The organism is Chlorobium sp., assembly GCF_021740465.1.
Lineage (GTDB): Bacteria > Bacteroidota > Chlorobiia > Chlorobiales > Chlorobiaceae > Chlorobium.
This window is the reverse complement of sequence record NZ_JAIOZR010000010.1, coordinates 25,746-47,759: the sequence shown is the minus strand read 5'-3', so window position 1 is coordinate 47,759 and position 22,014 is coordinate 25,746. Positions and strand designations below refer to the sequence as shown.

Here is a 22,014-nt window from a genome sequence, read left to right as displayed (position 1 = left end):
TTATGATCACCATAAAAAGCGAGCGTGAAATCGAGCTTATGAGGGAGTCCGGGGCCTTGACGGCAATGGTTCTCGATCTGCTCGAACAGGAGATCAGGCCGGGAATGACGACAATGCAGCTCGACCGGATGGCTGAAGAGTTCATAAGGGATCATCAGGCTGTACCGAGCTTTCTGAATTACGCGCCTAAAGGGGATCCCGATGTCACGCCCTATCCGGCAACGCTCTGCGTCTCCATCAATGAAGAGGTTGTGCACGGTGTGCCGAGCGCCAAACGTATCGTTCGCGAAGGGGATATCGTTTCGGTCGATTGCGGTGTTTACAAAGGCGGATATCACGGTGATGCGGCCCGGACATTCGTACTCGGCACCGTTGACGAAAAAGTACAGCTTCTCGTCGATGTTACCAGAGCGTCTCTCGAACTGGGCATTGCACAGGCCATCGAAGGAAACCGTCTGCACGATATTTCTGCTGCAGTGGAAAATCATGCGCGTTCTTTCGGTTTCAGTGTTATCGAAAATATGGTGGGCCATGGAATCGGCAGTGAACTTCATGAAGACCCTGCCGTTCCCAATTACGGCAAACGCAATACCGGTGTTAAACTGAGAACAGGAATGGCGCTTGCCATTGAACCGATGATCGCCATGGGTCGTTCCCGCAGGGCGGTCAGCAAAAGAGGCGGATGGGTTGCAGTTACCGAAGACGGGAAACCGTCGGCGCATTTTGAGCATACGGTTATTGTCAGGCCGGAAAAAGCCGAGGTGTTGACTCGGTCGTTACTCGAAAAGAAATTGTCCTGACGGCTCTCGAACAATCATTGAATTCAAAGGAGTATACTGTTGGCCAAAGAAGAAGCAATCGAGATTGAAGGCGTGATCGTGGATGCGCTCCCCAATGCCCAGTTCAAGGTAAAGCTTGAAAACGGGCTTGAGGTGCTTGCGCATGTATCGGGAAAGATAAGGATGCACTACATCAGGATCCTTCCGGGCGACAAGGTCAAAGTACAGATATCTCCCTACGACATCAGCAAAGGCCGCATTACCTACCGGTACAAATAAGTGATGAAAAATCAACACTCATCTGTTGATAGTTTGGACTATTTTTTTTACATTACAAGCCTTTCAGATTTTTCGATAGACAGACGAGTTAATTATTGCATGCGGGGTCAAATATGAAAATATATTCTTCCATCAAAAAGCGTTGTGAGCACTGCCGTATCATCAAACGTAAAGGAAAGCGTTTCGTGATCTGCAAAGTTAATCCGAGCCACAAGCAGCGCCAGGGTTGATCTTCAGAAATAATCAATAGAACTACAAAGAGCATATGAGGATAGCTGGGGTAAATTTGCCGCTGAACAAACACGCGGTCATTGCTTTAACGCATGTTTATGGTATCGGAAGAACTTCTGCCGAAAATATTCTGCAGAGGGCGGGTATTGCTCCCGAAAGGAAGATTTCCGAGCTGAACGACGAAGAGGCGCATGCAATAAGAGAGATTATTGCCGAGGATTACAAGGTTGAGGGTCAGGCCCGAGGCGAGCAGCAGCTTGCTATCAAGCGGTTGATGGATATCGGCTGCTACAGGGGGCTTCGCCACCGGAGATCGCTTCCCGTTCGCGGACAGCGGACGCAGACCAATGCAAGGACCAGAAAAGGCAAGCGCAAGACTGTCGCAGGCAAGAAGAAGGCGACGAAGAAGTAGTAGCAGCAATACATCAACATTGATACTATAAGAGTGTAAGCTCATGGCAACAGTAAGCAGGAAAAAGAAAAAAGTAAAGGTTACCCCGGAAGGCGTCGTCCATATCAAGGCATCGTTCAACAATATCATGGTGACGATTACCGACGTGCTGGGCAATACGGTCTCCTGGTCAAGCGCAGGCAAGAATGGTTTCAGGGGTTCCAAAAAGAACACCCCCTACGCATCCCAGGTGACCTCGGAAGCCGCTGCAAAAGAGGCGTTCGATCTCGGCATGAGAAATGTCCAGGTATTCATCAAGGGGCCAGGTGCCGGAAGAGACGCTGCAATCAGGGCCCTGCAGGGAGCCGGCCTCGAAGTCCGTTCCATCAAGGATATCACCCCGTTGCCTCACAACGGCTGCAGACCTCCCAAACGCAGAAGGGTCTGATTTTATTTATTTATAGAATTTCAATGAAGCAATTGATATGGCAAGATTTAGAGGCTCAATAACAAAAGTATCCCGCAGGTTAGGTATTGCGCTTTCGCCGAAAGCTGAAAAATATCTTGAAAGAAGGCCTTTCGCGCCGGGTCAGCACGGACAGTCCAGAAAAGGAAAGGTTTCGGAGTATGCGCTGCAGCTCAGAGAAAAGCAGAAGATGAAATACCTGTACGGTATTCTTGAGAAGCAGTTCAGAAACTACTACAAGAAAGCTGTATCCCAGAGGGGTGTTACCGGTGATAACCTTGTCAAGCTTCTTGAAAGACGATTCGATAATGTGGTCTACCGTTCCGGTTTTGCAGCTTCACGCGCTGCTGCACGTCAGCTGGTTTCGCATGGCCATCTTCTCATCAACGGAAAGAAAGTCAATATTCCTTCCTATCTGGTAGCCCCTGGAGACCTGATCGAGTTCCGTCAGAAAAGCCGCAATATGGGTGCAGTTACCGATTCTCTCAGCAAAGCTCCGGAATCGCGTTTTCCTTCGTGGGTACAGGTAGACAAGGCAAACCAGAAAGCCGTTTTTCTGAGTGTTCCCGAGCGTGAGGATATTCAGGAGCCATTTAACGAGCAGCTTGTTGTTGAGTTATACTCCAAGTGATTTTAATGAACCCCAAGGTATAAATGACTATGATATACCAGATGCAGATGCCTGCTAAGATAGAGGTTGACGAAGCTACACATACGGACAATTACGGACGGTTCATTGCGCAGCCTCTCGAGAGAGGATACGGGGTGACGCTCGGTAATGTGATGCGCCGCGTGTTGCTTGCCTCGCTTCCCGGAACTGCAATTACGGGTCTCAAGGTAGATGGTGTTTTTCATGAATTCTCTACAATAGATGGTGTCAGGGAAGATGTCCCGGAGATCGTGCTGAATCTTAAAAAAGTACGGTTTCGTTCAAGCTGCAAAAGAAACTGCAAGACATCGCTTGTGCTTGTAGGACCCAGAGAGTTTACTGCCGGAGATATTGTCGCCCAGGAGGGTGAATTCGAGGTACTCAACAAGGATCTTCATATTGCTACCGTCAACGAGGGGGCGACCCTGAAAATAGATGTTTTCGTCGGTAGAGGGCGGGGTTATCTTCCCTCCGAAGAGAATCGTCCAGACGGTATGCCGATTGGTTTCATTGCCATTGACGCCATTTTCACCCCTATAAGGAATGTGAAATTCACGGTAGAGAATACTCGCGTCGGTCAGCGTACCGATTACGAGAAAATGATTCTCGACGTCGAAACCGATGGTTCGATCACTCCGGATGACTCTATCAGTCTTGCCGGCAAGATCATCAACGAGCATGTCACCTTTTTTGCCAACTTCTCACCGACAGAAGAAGAGTTCACCGAAGAGGAATACAAGCAGCAGGACGACGAGTTCGAGAACATGCGCAAGCTGCTCAACACCAAAATCGAGGATCTCGATCTTTCGGTACGTTCACACAACTGTCTTCGTCTGGCTGAGATCGATACCATTGGCGACCTTGTGTCGCGCAAGGAGGATGAACTGCTGAACTACAAGAACTTCGGCAAGAAATCCCTGACGGAGCTGAAAGAGCAGCTCGAGAAGTTCGATCTGAAGTTTGGTATGGACATTACCAAGTATCAGATGAAAGGGTAACTAATTAACTGGATTATTTTTGAATTTTTGAGATCAGGAATCAGTCATGCGTAAAGTCAAGCCGGCAAGAAAACTCGGAAGAACCGCAGCTCATAGAAAGGCAACCCTGGCCAATCTGTCTACCCAGCTGCTGGTTTACAAACGTATCGAAACGACGGAAGCGAAAGCCAAGGAGACCAGAAAGGTCATAGAAAAGATTATCACGAAAGCCCGCAAGGGAACCGTTCACGCCCAGCGCGAGATTTTTAAAAGCATCCGTGACAAGGAAGCCGTAAAAATGCTTTTCGAGGAGATCGTTTCCAAAATCGGTGAGCGCAATGGAGGATATACCCGAATCATAAAACTTGCGCCACGTTTCGGCGATGCTGCCAAAATGGCGGTTATCGAGCTGGTTGATTATGCCGAAGCACCTTCAAAGCAGCCGCAGTCGGGCAAGCAGGATCGTGCAAAGCGCGTCAAAGGTTCGAAAAAAACCGAAGCAGCAGCAGTATCGAGTTCCGCCGGAGAGTAATCGGGAGCTCAGTCTCCGTTTATAGAAATGTTATTAGTCATTGCCTGGAAGGTTATTTTGCCTCCGGGCAATGACTATCTCTTTTTCAGCAAAAAACGGGCTGAATCCGCTTATCGGGAAATGTTCGATACTTGCCGGAAATCCATGATGGATATGCCTGCTATCGAGCGCCGTCCTGATTTCCTCCTCGAGGTTTCCTCCTTTAAGACATATCAGCACCCCTTCGGGCTTGAGAAAACGGCAGGCATAGGCGCAAAGCTGCTCCAGTTGCGCAACCTGACGGCTCAGCACCGTATCGAAAGAGAGCCCTTTAAGCTCCTCCACTCTCGAATGCACGGCTACGGCGTTGCTGATACCGAGCTCTTTGAGCATAGCCTGGCAGGCGGCTATTTTTTTCCCCGTGGAATCAACAAGCAGAAAGCGGGTTTCAGGCCACGCTATGGCCAGGGGAATTCCAGGTAATCCACCGCCTGTACCCAGATCGAGAACCTTTTCACCCGCACCGAAAGGGTGAAAGAGCCCCATAAGAAGTGAGTGAAAAATATGCTTGACGACAACAGGGGCATCCTCCTTCCGGCTGATGAGATTGATTTTTTTATTCCACTGCTCGAGAAGCACAGCATAACCAGCAAGCAGTTCATACTGCAGGGGGGTCAACTCCATGTTCTCTTGCAGGCAGAGTTTTTTCAGCGCTTCGAGCTCCTCTGTGTGTCGTTTCATAGTAACGGATTATTGATTACCATTATTGGTAACTGGAAAAAAAGACTTTTTAAGCTCAATGACAAATACCCGTTGTTCTCTATCCATTTCAGCCGGACGGATGAACGATGAGCATGCCGGTGGGCGTTATCGGTAAAGAAAACAAAAGATTCCTCTGATACCTGAGCCGTACATCCATGAACACTATAGCGAACTGCTCCGTTTACGCTGTTATCATGGCCGGAGGGCCGGCCAAGGCTCTCTGGCCGGTCGTCAGGCGAAAAACGCCTGTAGCGTGTCTCGACCTGTTTCATGAGGGTAGCATGATTGCCCGGACCCTCAGGAGTATAGCCGGGGTGGTCTCCCCGGAGCGTACTCTGGTGATTACCAGCAGGGAGGGCAGGGAGTGTCTGGTGGCCTCCGGTCTTGAAATCAGCCCGGAAAATATCATTGCAGAACCAGCCGCCCGAAATACGGCTCTCTGTATCGCTCTGGCAACGGCACATATCAAAAAGAGGGATCCTGACGCTATAAGCGTGGTGCTTCCTCTGGACCATCATGTGCAGGATATCGGGGCCTTTTCTCGTCTTTTACAGGCAGGTATCAAGGTGGCCGCCAAGAAAACGGGACTTGTAACCATAGGGGTCGTGCCGGTCTGTCCGGAAACCGATTACGGCTATATTCAGTCAGCGGAGCTCCTTGAGGGAGCGGATTGTGCTGAGGGAAGTTCCGGTTTCAGCCTTTTCCGTGTGAAAACCTTTGCGGAAAAGCCAGATTATGCCACAGCCGTACAGTTTCTTGAAAGCAGGGACTTTTACTGGAACAGCGGGGTTTTCATCTGGCATATCGATGCGATCTGTCGGGAGTTCCAGCGTTCCATGCCTGAGCTCTACAGGGACCTGGTTGCCATCTACGGGGTTCTCGGTACCGGGGCCGAGGATGCGGTTATCGAGGATGTCTACAGCTGGGTCCATCCCATATCGATCGATTACGGGATTATGGAAAAAGCCGATCCGGTTTATATGCTTGCCGGCGATTTCGGCTGGACGGATCTCGTCAACTGGGACGAGGTTGTAAAGGTAGCTTCGGGCATCGAGAGCCTCCGGGATGCCTGTGAGCTCGACGTGGTGCGCGAGGAGAGCTCCGGAGTGTATCTCAGGACACCGCAGGGAAAAGCGGTCTGCCTGATAGGGGTCAACGACCTTATCGTCGTCGATACCGGCGATGCTCTCCTGATCTGCGGTAAAGGGGAGTCGCACAAGGTTCCCGCGGCTGTCGACCAGTTGAGGCGGGAGAATGGAGAGGAATACCTGTAGGGAAGTTGGTGAGCCCTCAGGGTGTAAGCGACCAGCTGGAGCCTTCTTTGGTATCCTTCACCTCGATACCGGCTTCAAGCAGACGGTCCCTTATACGGTCACTCAGGGTGAAATCCTTGTTTTTTCTGGCTTCGAGCCGTATGTCGAGCAGAATGGCAACCGTTTTTTCCAGTACCAGTCGGCTCTGTTCCGAAGCCGGGGCGCTTTTTTCTCCTCCGGAATTCATGATACCCAGAACCGTTCCCGCAAAGGTCTCCAGAAATGCCGTCGCATCGGCTATCACCGATGCAGAAAGTCCCTCCGGTTTATCGAGGGCGGCGTTGATGGTTTTCGAAAAATCAAAGAGCACTGAAATCGCCAGCGGTGTATTGAAATCATCGTCCATGGCTTCGCTAAATCTTCCGGAGAACGCCGCGATATCGCAGTTGCCGCTTCCCGGTGCGGTTTCGAACAGCCTTTTGCGGGTATCCTGCAGCTTTTCGAGTCCCGAAGAGGATGCCCTGATAGCTGTCCCGGAGTAATCAAGAGGCGAACGGTAGTGCGACTGCAGGATGAAAAAGCGGATAACCATCGGTGGAGTATCGCGGAACAGATCCTTGAGATTGACCGAGTTTTTCAGGGACTTGCCCATTTTGATGCCGCCCACGGTCACCATGTTGTTGTGCATCCAGTAACGGACATAAGGCTTGCCGGTAGCGGCTTCCGACTGGGCGATTTCACAGTCGTGGTGGGGAAACTTGTTTTCCATGCCTCCGCCATGGATATCGACGGTCTGCCCAAGGTATTTCATCGACATGGCCGAACATTCCACATGCCAGCCGGGAAAACCCGTTCCCCAGGGCGACTGCCATTTCATGAGATGCTCATCGCCTGCTTTTTTCCAGAGGGCAAAATCGGAGGGGTGGCGTTTTTCGCTTCTTACCTCTACCCTCGTGCCCGACTGCAGGGCTTCCTGATCGGTTCTGCCGGAAAGCCGGCCATATCCGGGAAAAGATTGAACCGAGAAATAGACATTGCCGTCAACCACGTAGGCATGTCCGGATTCGACCAGTCGTTCGATCAGGGCAATCTGTTCCGGAATATGTCCCGTAGCGGTTGGTGCTATATTGGGGCGCTCCACCCCCAGGCGGTCCATATCGTCATAAAAGCTGCGGGTATAGTACTGCGCTATCTCCATCGGGTCGGTTTTCTCGAGCAGGGCCTGGCGTGCGATCTTGTCCTCTCCCTGGTCGGCATCATCGGTGAGGTGGCCGACGTCGGTAATGTTCTGCACATACCGTACCCGGTATCCGCTGTGGCGAAGCCAGCGGGCAACGACATCGAACGAAACATAGCTTTTTGCATGACCGAGATGGGCATGCCCGTAAACGGTTGGGCCGCAGACATACATGCCGACCACTCCGGGATGAACCGGTACGAATGTTTCCTTTTCCCGGGAAAGAGAGTTGTAGATCTGTAATGCCATGGTGCCCCTTAAGTGATATGCTGGTGTCTTCGGAAAACCTCACGAAAGTTAAACATTTGGGTTTTTAACGCAAGGTTTTTTAGCTTCCTTTTTCCTGCAGCTTTTCAGGCCAGGCAAATGCTATGCCTGACCGTTTTGTCCAATCATTGAATGAAAATTAACAGCGCGGTTTTTTACAAAAGTATTGCAGACCCCTCCGGTCTTCCTGAGGAGACGTTTCCGGAAATTGTTTTTGTCGGACGCTCCAATGTCGGAAAATCATCCCTTCTGAACTCCCTTACCGGAGTCAAGGGTCTTGCCAAAACCAGCTCGACTCCCGGCAAAACGCGGCTGATCAATTTTTTCACAATCAACGACCGGATCCATTTCGTCGATCTGCCCGGCTACGGTTATGCGGCTGTAGGCCATGAAGAGAAAGCTCATTGGGGAAAGCTGCTGTCGGCCTATATCGAAAGACGACGTTCGGTGGCTCTCGTGCTTCTGCTGATCGATGCTCGTCATCCCTCCATGCCTTCCGACCGCGAGATGATGGCTTTTCTCGACTACCACCAGAGGACTTACGGCATTATCATGACCAAGGACGACAAGCTCTCCCAGAAAGAGCGTCACCTGGCAAGAAGAGCCGTGGAAAGTTTCTCGGCGAAAGCCGAATTTATTGTAAATTATTCATCTTTTTCCGGGAAGGGGAAAAACGAGCTTCTTTCCCGTTTCGAACACTATATCGGTATAAAATAAACGACGTGGAATCAAAAACATTCACTAAGCCGGCTCGTAACGCTACCGTCATTGTCGGAACACAGTTCGGCGATGAAGGAAAGGGAAAGCTTGTTGACTACCTTTCCGAAAAATACGACATTGTAGTCCGTTACCAGGGTGGTGCCAATGCAGGCCATACAATCTGTTTCGACAACAAATCGGTTGTGCTCCACCTCATCCCTTCCGGCATTTTTAACGAAGGGTGCGTCTGCGTTATCGGCAATGGTGTCGTTATCGACCCCGTCGCCCTGCTCGCGGAGATCAAGAAGGTCGAGGAGCTTGGCTACGATGTAAAAGGGCGCCTGTTCATCAGCCATAACGCCCATCTCATCATGCCTTATCACAAACGGCTCGATTCGCTGCATGAGGATGCACAGGGAGATCAGAAAATCGGCACGACAGGCAGAGGTATCGGTCCGAGCTATGAAGACAAGTTTGCCCGCAAAGGAATTCGGGTTGTCGATCTTCTGAACCCCCACGTACTTCAGGAGAAGCTCAGGGAGAACCTTGCAGCCAAAAACAAGCTGTTCAGGAGCATATACGAAAAAGAGGAGTTCGACGTCGAGGAGATGGTGCGCGAACACTTCGAATTCGACAAGATCATCGATCCCTATATCACCAATACCCAGCTCTATCTCAATCGTCAGCTCAAGGCGGGAAAAACCGTTCTTCTCGAAGGCGCCCAGGGGTGTCTGCTTGACGTCGATCACGGCACCTATCCCTATGTGACCTCGTCGAACCCCACATCCGGCGGGGCCTGCACCGGATCGGGAATTGCTCCGAACTATGTCGGCAAGGTGATCGGCGTCGTCAAGGCCTATATGACCCGTGTCGGAAACGGCGCCTTCCCCTCGGAACTGTTCGATGAAACCGGAGAACGTCTTGGGCGCATCGGCCACGAGTTCGGTGCAACCACCGGACGGAAACGCCGTTGTGGCTGGATCGATCTGGTGGCGCTTCGTTACTCTCTCACGCTGAACGGCGTCACCGAAATCGCGCTCACCAAACTTGACGTGCTCGATACCTTCGAGGAGGTGAATGTATGCACCGCTTACATGCTCGACGGCAGAGAGATCAACGATTTCCCCACAGACCACGAGACCCTTTCCAGGGTAAAGCCCGTCTACAAAACCCTGAAAGGTTGGCTCTCTTCGAACGCTCACGCCCGGACTTTCGAAGAGATGCATCAAGACGCCCGGAACTATGTTTCCTTTCTCGAGGACGCTCTCGAGGTTCCGGTCACCTTCGTTTCCGTCGGACCGGGCCGCGAAGAGACGGTTTTTCGTTAAGGGTTTCCAGTTACCGTTATGGCACTTCTTGACATTACCGTAATTCCTCTCGACGGAAGGTGTTCCGGTTTCAGCTCATTCGTCGCCGGACTGCACGAACTGCTTGCTGGCGGCGGTTGCAGCTATCGGCTGCACGACATGGGTACCACGGTAGAAGGGCCAGCATCCGAACTTTTTGCGCTTGCCGAACGCCTGCATGAGCAGGCATTCGGGACGGGAGTCCAGCGGGTCTATACGGTCATGAAAATCGACGACCGACGCGACAGGGAGGTACATCTCGGCGATAAAATCGCCTCGGTTCAGGCGAAAATAGCCGTGCCCTGAGAGTACAGGATTAACGAAAAATATTTTATCTTCAGTTTCTAAAAGTTTGACCGTATCAGGCGCAGTTTCAGCGTCGTTCCCCAGAGGAAGCGGGAGCGGTCGGTAACGATTTCAGGAGGAAAAACTTCATGATGCAGGTTCCCGGCGAATTTCCGATAATCAAGGAAGATAACGTTACGCACAGTTTCTGCGGCCTTGCCTGTGTCGGATGGATGTATCAGAAAATCAAGGACAGTTTTTTTCTGATTCTCGGCACCCATACCTGTGCGCATTTTCTGCAGAACGCGCTCGGCATGATGATTTTTGCAAAACCCCGTTTCGGCATCGCCCTGATCGAGGAGGGTGATCTCGCAAAGCAGGAGCCGACTCTCGAAGAGATTATCAGTGAAATCAAGGCCGACCACAATCCGTCGGTTATCTTTCTTCTTTCCTCGTGTACTCCCGAGGTCATGAAGGTCGATTTCAAGGGTCTTGCCCACCATCTCAGCACTCCGGACGTCCCGGTGCTTTTCGTGCCGGCCAGCGGTCTGGTCTACAATTTCACGCAGGCAGAGGACTCGGTGCTGCATGCACTGGTACCCTTCTGCCCCGAAGCTCCTGCCGGTAGTAAAAATGTGGTTTTCCTCGGTTCGGTGAACGACTCCACGGCCGACGATCTCAGGGCGGAGGCGGAAGCTCTCGGTATACCGGTAGGAGGGTTCCTTCCTGAATCCCGTTTCGACAGGATGCCTGCAATCGGCCCCGATACCGTGCTTGCTCCGATCCAGCCCTATCTTTCAAGGGTTGCAGTCAAGCTGGAGCGTGAACGGGGAGCCCGCACACTCCACTCCCTTTTTCCTTTTGGTCCTGACGGCACCAGGGTTTTCTGGGAAGATCTCGCAAAGGAATTCGGTATTTCCGTCGATCTTCGCGACCGCGAAAAAGCCGCATGGGAGAAGATCAGCAAACAGACGGAGCTTCTTCGCGCCAAAAAAGTTTTTCTGACCGCCGATACCATGATGGAACTGCCGCTTGCACGCTTTCTGAAAAGTGCCGGAGCCGATGTGGTTGAGTGCAGCAGTGCCTATATCAACAAGAAATTTCTCGGACGTGAACTCGAGGCTCTTGCCGGCGTGCGCGTCGTCGAGCAGCCCAATTTTCACCGCCAGCTTGAGGATGTCGAGCGCATACAGCCCGATCTGATCGTTACCTCCCTGATGACGGCCAATCCGTTTGCCGGTCACGGCTTTGTCGTCAAGTGGAGCATGGAGTTCATGCTTATGCCCATTCACAGCTGGTCGGGAGTAATATCTCTGGCCAACCTTTTTGTTTCACCTCTCCAGCGCCGCAGCAAACTGCCGGCGTTCGACAAGGAGGTATGGCTTGAAGGGGTCATGCCGAGCGCTGAATAATTCTCCGTAAAGAAATGCAATAACAAACGTCATTAGAGTATGCGCTTAGCTTTCTGGCTCTATGAGGGCACCGCCCTTCATGGTATCAGCCGAATCACCAACAGCATGAAAGGGGTTCATACCGTTTATCATGCTCCTCAGGGCGACGATTACATTACTGCGACCTACAGCATGCTTGAACGAACTCCCGATTTTCCCGGCCTCTCGATCAGCGTGGTTCGGGGAAGAGATCTTGCGCAGGGCGTATCGAGACTTCCCGGAACCCTGCAGCAGGTGGCCCATCACTACAGTCCTGATCTTACGGTTATCGCCCCGAGCTGCAGCACGGCGCTTCTTCAGGAGGACCTTCATCAGCTTGCCGCCCATTCCGGCGTTCCGGAAGAGAAGCTCCTGGTCTATGCACTCAATCCCTTCAGAGTGTCCGAAAACGAGGCCGCCGACGGTCTTCTCGTCGAACTGGTGAAACGGTTTGCCGTCGCACAGGAAAAAACGTCCCGTCCTTCGGTCAACCTTCTCGGGTTTACTTCGCTGGGTTTTCATCTTCGCGCCAACCTTACAAGCCTCCGGCGCATGCTTCAGACACTCGGTGTTTCCGTCAATGTCGTCGCACCCTGGGGTGCAGGCATCGAGGATCTTCGGAAATTGCCAGCCGCCTGGCTCAATATCGCTCCCTATCGGGAGATCGGGGCAACGGCTGCCAGCTACCTCGGAGAAACGTTCGGTATGCCGGCAATTTTTGAAGCTCCGATAGGCGTGGAACCCACTCTGGCATGGCTTGCATCTGTCATTGAAAAAATCAACGCCGTAGGCGCTGAACGGGGGGTTCCTCCTGTCAGCATGCCGAAACTCAACGCTTTTTCGCTTGACGGCATGAGCGCGCCAAGCGGCGTGCCCTGGTTTGCCAGAACCGCAGATATGGAGAGTTTCAGCAACAAACGTGCCTTTGTATTCGGCGACGCAACCCATACGGTCAGCATCGTGAAGTTTCTGCGCGACGAACTCGGCATGCAGATCATCGGAGCCGGAACCTACATGCACCGCCATGCGGATGCGGTACGCAAGGAGCTTGAAGGATACCTCCCCGGCGAGCTTATGGTTACCGACAAGTTTCAGGACGTTTCGAAAGTCATCGAAGATGAAATGCCGGATCTCGTCTGCGGTACCCAGATGGAACGCCACAGTTGCCGCAAGCTCGATGTGCCCTGCATGGTGATCTGTCCTCCTACCCATATCGAAAACCATCTGCTCGGGTACTACCCCTTTTTCGGGTTTGACGGGGCCGATGTTATTGCCGACAGGGTTTACCTTTCATGCAAACTCGGTCTCGAAAAACATCTTATCGACTTCTTCGGCGATGCCGGTCTTGAATATGAGGATGAAGCTTCAGCGTCCGAAGGTGCGCCGCACGCTTCGAACGGGCACGACAACAGTGGCGCTCCCGGAAGTCCCGTTCCATCGTCTCCGGCACATTCCGCAATGGATGCCGACGGTATGAGCTGGACCGACGAGGCCGAGAACATGCTGAAAAAGGTTCCGTTCTTCGTGCGCAAAAAGGTGAGAAAAAATACCGAAAACTTTGCCCGCGATCAGGGCGAAAGCACGGTTACGGCGGATGTCTTCAGGCAGGCGAAAGAGTCGCTTGGCGGATAAAGATTTTATTCAACCACATTTTTTCCTTTTCATTATGAGTTTAGTCTTAGCGGTATACGGCAAGGGCGGCATCGGAAAAAGCACCACAAGTGCCAACATTTCGGCAGCTCTGGCCCTTAAGGGCGCCAAAGTTCTGCAGATCGGCTGCGATCCCAAGCACGACAGCACCTTTCCCATTACGGGGAAGCTGCAGAAAACCGTTATCGAAGCTCTTGAAGAGGTTGATTTTCATCACGAGGAACTGACTGCGGAGGATGTTATCGAAACCGGTTTCGCCGGTATCGACGGTCTCGAGGCCGGCGGCCCTCCAGCAGGCAGCGGCTGCGGCGGTTACGTGGTCGGCGAATCGGTTACCCTTCTGCAGGAGCTCGGTCTCTACGACAAATACGATGTTATTCTCTTCGACGTGCTTGGCGACGTGGTTTGCGGTGGATTCAGCGCACCGCTGAACTATGCGGACTATGCCATCATCATCGCCACCAACGACTTCGACAGCATTTTCGCAGCGAACCGCCTCTGCATGGCCATCCAGCAGAAAAGCGTCCGCTACAAGGTCAAGCTTGCCGGCATTGTCGCTAACCGGGTCGATTACACTACCGGAGGCGGCACCAATATGCTCGATCAGTTTGCCGAAAAAGTCGGTACACGCCTGCTTGCCAAAGTGCCCTATCACGAACTCATCCGCAAGAGCCGGTTTGCCGGAAAAACACTCTTCGCCATGGAAGACCAGGCGGGCAAGGATGACTGTCTTGTGCCCTACAACGAAATCGCCGATTTCCTCATGCAGGAAAATCCTCCGGCAACCGTACCTGTCCCTATCGGCGACCGCGAGATATTCAGTATGGTAGGTGGCTGGCAGTAAGATGTGGCTCTGTCGGACTTCAATAGTGCAAAAGCGGGCGAAATGCCCGCTTTTGCTTTTATCGGAAGACCGGAGTATGGGACGAATATTGTTTTTGCAATTCCCGAAAATACCGTATTAATTCTTCAATAAGCCCCATAAGTCCTATAAGTCCCTTGAACCGGGTGTTCTCAGATAGTGCAGCGGTAGCTGCAGAGGATGCTGCTCTCCTGCTGTTTGATCGTGGCCTTGATTTTTGTGTTCGGGTTTACCAGCTCTTCGAGCAAGGCTTCGAAGGTGCCGAGGTAGAAGTTACCCACAACAGGTTTGCTCGGGTGCGTCACCCTCACCTTGATCTCCGGGTTTTTGCCGGCGGTGTAGCTGAACTCGCCGCTGCCGGCGAAGGTCCATGCGTTCTTGCTGATGGCGAAAAGAAAGAGTCTGAATGCGATTCCCGAAGGAAGCGGTTTGAGAATTTTCTGGAAAAATTCAGGAATGCGTACCCTGAGCAGGTAGGCGGCGGTTCTGCGGCCCGATTCTTCGAGGATCGCTGCGGTTTTTCTTTCGCCGATCTCTTTTTCGATTGCACTAACCAGGCTGTGGAATTTCGATTCCTCGGTCATTTCACTGGGAAGATTGCCAATCCAGTGCCCCTGTCCTATGCGTCGAAGCAGGGTTTCAGCTTCGTTTTTTCCGAAGCTCTCTTCAAGCGCGGCTACGGTTTGTATAATGGAATTGGGGCCAATTTTCGACGGAGAGTTCATGTCAGGAGTTATATCAGTGGTTTTTTTCAGGCAATTGGTTTCCGGCTGAAGATACGGAAGAAAAAGGCATGCTTGCAACGGTCATTACCTGAGGGTGAAATCAATGGCATCGGTAATCCATCCGGGGCGAATTCTCACGGTATCGGGATAGACTCCGAACGTTTCCGATGCTGTGAAGGGATCGAGGCTTCCGGGTTTCCATGCCTGCGCAACCCCGCTTCGTTTCGGAGCCGAAGGTATGGAGGCGCTGATGGTGTATGTTCCGGGAGGCAGAGCGGAGAAGGAGTAATGGAAAACTCCTTTTGCGGCTCGCATCGCCGCCGTCAGGAACGATGCATTGTCCTTGTGGCGACGGGCCTCGATGGTGAGTGCCTGCGCATCTGCCCTGCAACTGCCGGAAAGAGTTCCCGTCTTTTCGGGTTCTGTTTCTTCAGCCGGTGTCGGCTGAATGTCCGGAGTTGTTCCGTCGGGAGCGAAACGGAGCATGAGCGATGTGGTGCCGACAGAGACGCCCACCCTGTCAGCCACGGCAACTGCTTCCGATGCCTGCTCGAAGCGCAGGTTCCTGTTCGTGTCGTTGACGGCAAAAACGAGGTAGTGCCCTTCGGCAAGATTTTCGAGTATGAAGGATCCGTCCGCGCCCGCCTGAACCAGATAGTCGGGTTCGGTTCCGCGGTTCGCAGCATATGCGAGTAACAGGGCTTCAGGAGCAGGCTTCAGATTGTGGTGGTACACCCTGCCGGCAATCACCCCCCGGTCGAATACCGTACCGGCCGAGAAGGCTATCAAGCCGGTATTGTCGAGGTTTTTTCCTCTGGCGTCGCGCATGTACTTGTTAAGGATAACCCTGTAGGTGGCGGCCGGTTTCAGTGGCTCATATATTCGGATTTCAGCGGTTCTTGCCCTGACGGACAGATCGTAGTTGTCGATTGATGGAGAAAAAACGAGGGATTTGAGGAGTTCACGTCCGCTGACGGGGTGGCTGAACGTGATATGAACGGTGGTGACGGGGAGTCCGCCGTTCGAATGCCGGGTATCCGAGGAAAGTATCCGGAGCGGAGTGTTGTCTACAGGGCCTCCTGAGGGCGGCCGGTCGGAGGCGCAACCGCCTGCTACGCCCCACAACAGCAAAGCCAGAAAAAGGGTTATGTAGTACTTATTGCGTTTCAGCGTTTTTCTCCCCTGAGCGGGTTGCCTTTGCTCGGATTGTATCTGTCTTTAAAAATTCGTAAATTAAAAACTAATGTAGTTCTATGAAAGTTTTTGATGAAAAATTATAGATCGATTGATATATAGATGGCCAGAAGAAATTTCAAGGTTCTTTATGTCTCTGGTGAAGTTTCCCCTTTTGTAAGAATCAGCGCGCTCGCTGACTTCATGGCATCGTTCCCCCAGGCACTTGAAGAAGAAGGTTTTGAGGCCCGTATCATGATGCCGAAATACGGCACTATCAACGACCGGAAATTCCGGTTGCATGATGTGCTGCGGCTTTCTGATATCGAGGTGAACCTGAGAGATAAAACCGAACTGTTGCATGTCAAGGTTACTGCTCTGCCTTCAAGCAAGATTCAGACCTACTTTCTCTATAACGAGAAGTATTTCAAGCGCAATGGTCTTTTTACCGATATGCAGAACGGTGGTGATCAGAAGAGCAATACCGAAAAGGTGATTTTTTTCAATGTCGGTGTGCTCGAAACCCTGCAGCGCCTGGGCTGGAAACCCGATATCATTCACTGTCACGACTGGTACGCCGGCATGATTCCGCTGCTTCTGAAGACGGTGTATGCCTCGAACAGCTTTTTCAGCGATATAAAAACGGTGCTTACCATTCACAATGTCTATCGTCAGGGTGTTTTGCCGTTCAAGGTGTTTCAGAAGCTTCTGCCCGAAGAGGTAAGCAGTGCGCTGCACCGCAGCGGGGACGATGTGAACATGCTCTACACGGGAGTTGAGAACGCCGATCTGCTGACGACGACCTCAAGGCGTTATGCCGACGAGATTGTCAGGAACGGAGAGGATGCCTATGGGCTGGGGCGCGTTGTCGAGGATCGCAAGGAGACGTTCCACGGAATTCTGAACGGTATCGATACCCGTCAGTGGAACCCTTCGACCGACAAGCTGATCAAGAAGCGGTATGGCAGCGACAGGATGGACGGCAAGCTGGACAACAAGAAGGCGCTGCTCGAAGAGGCGGGACTGCCGTTCAGTGAGGGACGTCCGCTTGTGGGGGTCATTATGGGCTTCGACCGGTTCCAGGGCGCCGAACTGCTCAAGGAGAGTCTCGAGCGTATTGTCGAGCTCGATCTGCAGCTCATTATCTGCGGTTCAGGCGACAAGGAGTATGAAAAGTATTTTCAGGAGTTCGCCGTCGCCCATCCCGACCATGTTGCGGTGCTTACCGATTACGCCGACACCCTTCTGCATCTGATGATCGCAGGCCTCGATATTCTTCTGATGCCGGGCAGGATAGAAGCGTGCGGCATGCTGCAGATGTTCGCCATGAGCTATGGAACGATTCCTGTTGCCTATGCCGGAGGCGGCATAGTGGAAACCATCGATGAGGTTTCCGGCGAGAGCGGTTCGGGCTTTCTTTTCCGCGATTACAGCGTTGATGCGTTTATCGGCAAGCTTCAGGAGGCTGTCGCCTGCTTTGACGATGACGAACGCTGGCAGCCGCTTGTCCTCGAAGCCATGGGCCGGGATTTTGCCTGGAAGAGTTCCGCTGAGGAGTACGATCAGCTTTATCGTAAACTGCTTGGAGAGTAAAGGGCATGGTTGAAACCATCAGGGTGCTTTTTCTCGATCGCGACGGTACGATCAACGAGGATGCCGGCTCTTACATTACCTCGCGGGAGCAGTTCAGGCTTATCGCCGGTGCCGGCGAGGCGGTTTCCCTTGCCCGGGCGGCAGGGTACCGGATTGTCGTCGTCACCAACCAGGCCGGAATTGCACGGGGCATTACCACCGTCGAGCAGGTAGAGGACATAAACCGCTATCTGAACGAACTGCTTGCCCGCTGGCATACCTCCTACGACCGCTGCTACTTCTGTCCCTCCCATCCGGACTATCCGGATCCCGGCTACGACCGTTTCGAGGATTGCCGCAAGCCGGCAACAGGGATGGTGGAACGGGCCATCGCGGATTTTCTTGCCGAAGGCCTTTCTGTAGACCGGAGCGCCTCATTTTTCATAGGAGATAAAACCGTCGATGTCGAGTGCGGGCTTCGAGCCGGGCTGCGTCCGATACTGGTACGGACCGGTCATAACGAGGAGCGCCTCTGCCTCGAACGGGGCATCATGCCTGAATTTGTCGCCGATGATCTCTACCGGGCCGTTACCGGCCATATCCTTGCCTCCTGACCCTTCCGTCACCGCAGGGGAACTCCGGCAGGATGAAGGGCGGCCGCTCAGCCTCTATGTTCACGTTCCTTTCTGCAGCTCACGGTGCAGCTACTGCGACTTTTTTCTTGTCACCCGCCTTGACCACATCGAAGCTTTTTTTCGGGCGCTTGCCATCGAAACATGTGCTGCCGGTCCGCTGTTTCGGGGCCGCTCCATCAAGTCGGTGCATTTCGGTGGAGGAACTCCTTCGCTGGTGCCGGTCCGCTTTCTTGCCGGATGGCTCGAGCTTGCGGCTTCGCTCTGCACCTTCTCTTCCGGCATTGAAATTGCGCTCGAAGCCAATCCTGAGGATCTTTCGGGAGATGCGATGGAGGAGCTGAAGGCCGCGGGAATAAACCGGATCAGTCTTGGTGTGCAGTCCTACCGGCAGCGGAAGCTTTCCGCTCTCGGCCGTCGGCATTCGGCCGAAGATGCCATGCGCATAACCACAGAGGCCGTGAGCCGGTTCGACAGTGTCAGTATCGACCTGATCTGCGGTGTGCCGGGGGAATCCACGGGGGAGTGGCTCGGAGACCTTCAGGCTGCACTGGCCCTTGCTGCACCCCACATTTCGGTCTATATGCTCTCCGTCGAACCGAAAACCCTGCTGGAGCGCAGAATCGCCAGGGGGCTTGTGAAGGTCCCTGATGAAGGGGTTCAGGCCTCCATGTACGCCGCTGCCATCGACAGGCTCTCTGCAGGGGGATACCACCACTACGAGGTGTCGAATTTTGCGTTTCCCGGCCACCACTCCCGTTACAATCTGGCCTGCTGGATGCGTGAGCCCTATCTCGGCTTCGGCCCCTCCGCCCACAGCTTCATGACTGAAGGTGGCATCGAGAGGCGCAGGGCGAATGCCCCAAGCCTGCTTCGCTATTTCGATAATCCTGCGGAAAGCGCTGCCTTCGAAGAGGTGCTTTCCGAAGATGAGCGCTTTGTCGAGCATGTTTTTCTTTCGCTGCGCATAAACCGGGGTCTTGATGTTGAGTTTTTGCGAAAACACAATAAATTAGGGCTCAGCCTTCCGGAGGTGACCGAACGCTTTATTGCAAAAGAATGGATTGTGATCGAAAATGGCCAACTTCTGCTTACTGCCAAAGGATTTCTGTTTGCCGACCATATTGCCGGAGAGCTGATTTCCTTATAACCATGACACCGAAATAACGACGCGAACGACGAGACGTATGACACATCGGGCACTCAACCGTATTCTGGCCTTGCTGCTGTTTGCCGCAGCCGAACTGCTCTACCTCATGACCATGGCACCCACACTCTCATTCTGGGATTGTGGCGAGTTTATTGCCACGGCATACACGCTCGGGGTGCCCCATCCGCCCGGAGCCCCGCTTTTTCTTATGCTCGGACGGCTCTTTTCGATGATTCCCTTTTTCAGCGATACGGGAGCGAGGGTCAACCTTATCAGCACGCTTGCAAGTTCGGCGACGGTGATGCTGACCTATCTCATAACCCTCCGCTTCATTGTTCTCTACCGCAAGAGCGATCCCGACGGCTGGAGCCTCGCGGAAAAGTTCTCCGCATACGGCAGTGCCGTGGTAGCCGCGCTGGCGCTGGCTTTTTCGGACAGTTTCTGGTTCAATGCTGTTGAAACCGAAGTCTATGCGCTCTCGTCGTTCTTTACGGCAATGGTCGTATGGCTGATGCTCCGCTGGCACGACGAATATCCCGGTCCCGGTCATGAACGGTGGTTGATGCTGGTGATGTACATGGTGGGCCTTTCCATCGGTGTCCATCTTCTGAGCCTTCTTGCGGTTTTTGCCGCGGCCCTGATCTACTATTTCCGGAGGTATGAGCTTACCCTTAAATCATTCGCCCTGCTTGTCGCCGGTTCATCGGCACTTTTTTTCCTGATCTACCAGGTGATCATCAAGGGTCTTCCCGTTCTTTTCCAGTTCGCATCATGGTGGGGGTTCATGCTTCTCTGCGCCCTGCTTGCCTGGGGAATTTGGTATACCCAGCGGGGCAGGCTGGCGACTGCCAACACCATCATGGTTTCGCTGCTCCTTATCATTATCGGCTACACCTCCTACGGCATGATTTACGTGCGTGCGCAGGCCGCTCCTCCCATCAACGAAAACAACCCGTCCACACCCGAAGCGTTTTTCTCCTACCTGAACCGCGAGCAGTACGGCGATATGCCCATCTGGCCACGGAGGTGGTCTCCGGAGCCGGTGCACCAGTATTTCTATCAGCAGTATCACAGCGATCTCGATTACTTCGTGAGCTACCAGCTCAACCGTATGTACCTTCGCTATTTCGGCTGGCAGTTCATCGGGCGTGAGCACGATATGGAGGGAGCCGGCGTCGACTGGTCGGTGCTCTGGGGAGTTCCGTTTCTTGTCGGACTCGTTGGAGCGGTAGCGCATTTCAGGCGGCACTGGAAGATGGGGCTGGTCGTCACGGCGCTTTTCGTGCTGACCGGGGCGGCGCTGGTGATCTATCTCAACCAGACCGAACCGCAGCCCCGCGAGCGGGATTACAGCTATGCCGGAAGTTTTTTCGCTTTTGCCATCTGGATCGGTATCGGCGTCGAAAGCATCTGGAGCTTTCTAAAGGAGCGATTTTCCGTTCCGAAAGGCATGCCCGAGAACGTTCTTGCCGGAGTGCTGGTAACAGTGGCCCTTCTGCTGCTCAACGGACGTATGCTGCAGGCTAACTACCGTGTACATGACCGTTCGGGCAACTATGTGCCGTGGGACTGGGCATGGAACATGCTGCAGAGCTGCGAAAAAGATGCAATTCTCTTTACCAACGGTGACAACGATACCTTTCCGCTCTGGTACCTGCAGGAGGTCGAGCGGATCAGAACAGATGTCCGGGTGGTGAATCTCAGCCTGGCCAATACCGGATGGTACCTCTTGCAGTTGAAAAATACCAGTCCCCGCGGGGCCAGGCCGGTGGCTTTCAGTGCGGGCGATGGGGAACTCGGCTCCATCACCTACGTACCCATCGATTCGATGGATGTTGCCATTCCTGCCGGAAATGCCGGTACCCTGCTGCAGCGGCAGGCAGCCCGTCATGGTTTTTCCCTGCCCTCGATGCCTCCCGATAGCCTGAAATGGGTGATGAAGCCCGGTTTTTCCTACGACGGTCAGGGTTATCTGCGCCCGCAGGATATTGCGGTGTATGAAATCGTCACGAACAATTTTCCCGACCGTCCCATCTGCTTCGCACTCACGGTCGATCAGGAGAGCATGATCGGCCTTCAACGCCATCTGAGGCTCGACGGCCTTGTGTACAAGGTTGTTCCTCTGGAGAGCCCCGATCCGATGAGCTTTATTGACCCGGCACGGCTCTACCTTTCGCTGATGGAGGTCTACCGCTTCCGCAACCTCGACGACACATCCGTGACGCTTGAGGAGACTTCCCGAAGGCTTTGCGCGAACTACACGCCACTCTTTGTGCGGCTTGCCTTCGAGCTTGCTTCTGAACCCGATGGAACCATCCGGCTCGCCGGGCCGTCCGGGTCGCTGCGCACGGCCCGGCGAGGAGCGCTTGCCCTTGAGGTGCTCGACACCTCGTCGAAGGTGCTTCCGCCGGACCGATACCCCGTAAACCCGGAACTTGCCGGGACCTTTGTCTCGCTCTACAACCGTCTTGGAGCGAAATCGAAAGCTGTGCAGTATATTTCGTATCTTGAAAGCCTTGCTTCCGGTATCAGCTACCGTTCCGATCCCAAACTGTTTTTTGTGCTTGCCGGAGCTTACCGCGATGCCGGAAGACCGAAAGACGCCCGGCGGATCATTGACGCACTTGCACGGGAGCTGCAGGAGCCCCGCATAAAAGAGGCGTTTGAACAACAGAAGGAACCATAAAT

23 protein-coding genes are annotated in these 22,014 nt (G+C 53.3%); 19 read left to right on the top strand and 4 right to left on the bottom strand.

The window, feature by feature from the left end:
• The first annotated feature begins 2 nt into the window (after nucleotides 1-2).
• From map to rplQ, 8 genes are all read left to right on the top strand, one after another.
• On the top strand, nucleotides 3-800 hold the full coding sequence (gene map, locus K9G39_RS06255; protein ID WP_292004077.1) for a type I methionyl aminopeptidase: 798 nt from the start codon (nucleotides 3-5) through the stop codon (nucleotides 798-800).
• A gap of 39 nt (nucleotides 801-839) precedes the next feature.
• Entirely contained in the window at nucleotides 840-1,058 is a 219-nt protein-coding gene (gene infA / locus K9G39_RS06250) for a translation initiation factor IF-1 (protein ID WP_292001689.1), read from the top strand.
• A 113-nt stretch (nucleotides 1,059-1,171) separates the two neighbouring features.
• Entirely contained in the window at nucleotides 1,172-1,288 is a 117-nt protein-coding gene (gene rpmJ / locus K9G39_RS06245; protein WP_010933819.1) for a 50S ribosomal protein L36, read from the top strand.
• 35 nt (nucleotides 1,289-1,323) lie between these two features.
• Nucleotides 1,324-1,701, top strand: coding sequence for a 30S ribosomal protein S13 (gene rpsM / locus K9G39_RS06240; RefSeq protein ID WP_292004076.1), 378 nt, complete (start codon nucleotides 1,324-1,326; stop codon nucleotides 1,699-1,701).
• A 43-nt stretch (nucleotides 1,702-1,744) separates the two neighbouring features.
• Complete coding sequence (gene rpsK / locus K9G39_RS06235) at nucleotides 1,745-2,128, top strand: 30S ribosomal protein S11 (protein ID WP_292004075.1); 384 nt, start codon at nucleotides 1,745-1,747, stop codon at nucleotides 2,126-2,128.
• A 37-nt stretch (nucleotides 2,129-2,165) separates the two neighbouring features.
• A complete protein-coding gene (rpsD, locus tag K9G39_RS06230) occupies nucleotides 2,166-2,777 on the top strand; it encodes a 30S ribosomal protein S4 (RefSeq protein WP_292004074.1) in 612 nt (203 codons plus the stop codon).
• A 29-nt stretch (nucleotides 2,778-2,806) separates the two neighbouring features.
• Nucleotides 2,807-3,793, top strand: coding sequence for a DNA-directed RNA polymerase subunit alpha (locus K9G39_RS06225; RefSeq protein WP_292004117.1), 987 nt, complete (start codon nucleotides 2,807-2,809; stop codon nucleotides 3,791-3,793).
• 46 nt (nucleotides 3,794-3,839) lie between these two features.
• Nucleotides 3,840-4,304: a 50S ribosomal protein L17 gene (gene rplQ / locus K9G39_RS06220; RefSeq protein WP_292004073.1), complete on the top strand. Its 465-nt coding sequence runs from the start codon at nucleotides 3,840-3,842 to the stop codon at nucleotides 4,302-4,304.
• Between the two features lie 33 nt (nucleotides 4,305-4,337).
• Here rplQ and rsmG read toward each other — a convergent pair whose 3' ends face one another.
• On the bottom strand, nucleotides 4,338-5,024 hold the full coding sequence (rsmG, locus tag K9G39_RS06215) for a 16S rRNA (guanine(527)-N(7))-methyltransferase RsmG (protein WP_292004072.1): 687 nt from the start codon (nucleotides 5,022-5,024) through the stop codon (nucleotides 4,338-4,340).
• A 176-nt stretch (nucleotides 5,025-5,200) separates the two neighbouring features.
• Between rsmG and K9G39_RS06210 the strand changes: the two genes are divergently transcribed.
• A complete protein-coding gene (locus K9G39_RS06210; protein ID WP_292004071.1) occupies nucleotides 5,201-6,319 on the top strand; it encodes a mannose-1-phosphate guanylyltransferase in 1,119 nt (372 codons plus the stop codon).
• 16 nt (nucleotides 6,320-6,335) lie between these two features.
• Here the strand turns inward: K9G39_RS06210 and cysS are convergent, their stop codons facing one another.
• Nucleotides 6,336-7,784: a cysteine--tRNA ligase gene (gene cysS / locus K9G39_RS06205; protein WP_292004070.1), complete on the bottom strand. Its 1,449-nt coding sequence runs from the start codon at nucleotides 7,782-7,784 to the stop codon at nucleotides 6,336-6,338.
• A 150-nt stretch (nucleotides 7,785-7,934) separates the two neighbouring features.
• Between cysS and yihA the strand changes: the two genes are divergently transcribed.
• The 6 genes from yihA (at nucleotide 7,935) to bchL (ending at nucleotide 14,056) form a co-directional block, all read left to right on the top strand.
• On the top strand, nucleotides 7,935-8,519 hold the full coding sequence (yihA, locus tag K9G39_RS06200; protein ID WP_292004069.1) for a ribosome biogenesis GTP-binding protein YihA/YsxC: 585 nt from the start codon (nucleotides 7,935-7,937) through the stop codon (nucleotides 8,517-8,519).
• Between the two features lie 5 nt (nucleotides 8,520-8,524).
• Complete coding sequence (locus K9G39_RS06195) at nucleotides 8,525-9,829, top strand: adenylosuccinate synthase (RefSeq protein WP_292004068.1); 1,305 nt, start codon at nucleotides 8,525-8,527, stop codon at nucleotides 9,827-9,829.
• Between the two features lie 18 nt (nucleotides 9,830-9,847).
• Nucleotides 9,848-10,153: an MTH1187 family thiamine-binding protein gene (locus tag K9G39_RS06190; RefSeq protein WP_292004067.1), complete on the top strand. Its 306-nt coding sequence runs from the start codon at nucleotides 9,848-9,850 to the stop codon at nucleotides 10,151-10,153.
• A 128-nt stretch (nucleotides 10,154-10,281) separates the two neighbouring features.
• A complete protein-coding gene (bchN, locus tag K9G39_RS06185; protein ID WP_292004066.1) occupies nucleotides 10,282-11,544 on the top strand; it encodes a ferredoxin:protochlorophyllide reductase (ATP-dependent) subunit N in 1,263 nt (420 codons plus the stop codon).
• A gap of 39 nt (nucleotides 11,545-11,583) precedes the next feature.
• The gene (locus K9G39_RS06180) at nucleotides 11,584-13,194 is read left to right on the top strand and encodes a ferredoxin:protochlorophyllide reductase (ATP-dependent) subunit B (protein ID WP_292004065.1); all 1,611 of its coding nucleotides are present in this window, start codon (nucleotides 11,584-11,586) and stop codon (nucleotides 13,192-13,194) included.
• A gap of 34 nt (nucleotides 13,195-13,228) precedes the next feature.
• Nucleotides 13,229-14,056: a ferredoxin:protochlorophyllide reductase (ATP-dependent) iron-sulfur ATP-binding protein gene (gene bchL / locus K9G39_RS06175; RefSeq protein WP_292004064.1), complete on the top strand. Its 828-nt coding sequence runs from the start codon at nucleotides 13,229-13,231 to the stop codon at nucleotides 14,054-14,056.
• A 170-nt stretch (nucleotides 14,057-14,226) separates the two neighbouring features.
• Here bchL and bchJ read toward each other — a convergent pair whose 3' ends face one another.
• A complete protein-coding gene (bchJ, locus tag K9G39_RS06170) occupies nucleotides 14,227-14,799 on the bottom strand; it encodes a bacteriochlorophyll 4-vinyl reductase (RefSeq protein WP_292004063.1) in 573 nt (190 codons plus the stop codon).
• Nucleotides 14,800-14,883: 84 nt separating this feature from the next.
• Complete coding sequence (locus tag K9G39_RS06165) at nucleotides 14,884-15,930, bottom strand: Ig-like domain-containing protein (protein ID WP_292004062.1); 1,047 nt, start codon at nucleotides 15,928-15,930, stop codon at nucleotides 14,884-14,886.
• Nucleotides 15,931-16,095: 165 nt separating this feature from the next.
• Here K9G39_RS06165 and K9G39_RS06160 point away from each other — a divergent pair, with 165 nt between their 5' ends.
• Genes K9G39_RS06160 through K9G39_RS06145 form a run of 4 tightly spaced genes read left to right on the top strand, consistent with a single transcriptional unit; the run spans nucleotide 16,096 to nucleotide 22,012 of the window.
• Entirely contained in the window at nucleotides 16,096-17,565 is a 1,470-nt protein-coding gene (locus K9G39_RS06160) for a starch synthase (protein ID WP_292004061.1), read from the top strand.
• A gap of 5 nt (nucleotides 17,566-17,570) precedes the next feature.
• Nucleotides 17,571-18,158, top strand: coding sequence for an HAD family hydrolase (locus tag K9G39_RS06155; RefSeq protein WP_292004060.1), 588 nt, complete (start codon nucleotides 17,571-17,573; stop codon nucleotides 18,156-18,158).
• Nucleotides 18,148-19,326 carry a radical SAM family heme chaperone HemW gene (hemW, locus tag K9G39_RS06150; RefSeq protein WP_292004059.1) on the top strand — a complete coding sequence of 393 codons (1,179 nt, stop codon included), beginning with the start codon at nucleotides 18,148-18,150 and terminating at the stop codon, nucleotides 19,324-19,326. Before K9G39_RS06155 ends, hemW begins: the two co-directional genes overlap by 11 nt.
• A gap of 37 nt (nucleotides 19,327-19,363) precedes the next feature.
• Entirely contained in the window at nucleotides 19,364-22,012 is a 2,649-nt protein-coding gene (locus tag K9G39_RS06145; RefSeq protein WP_292004058.1) for a DUF2723 domain-containing protein, read from the top strand.
• The last annotated feature ends 2 nt before the right edge of the window (nucleotides 22,013-22,014 follow it).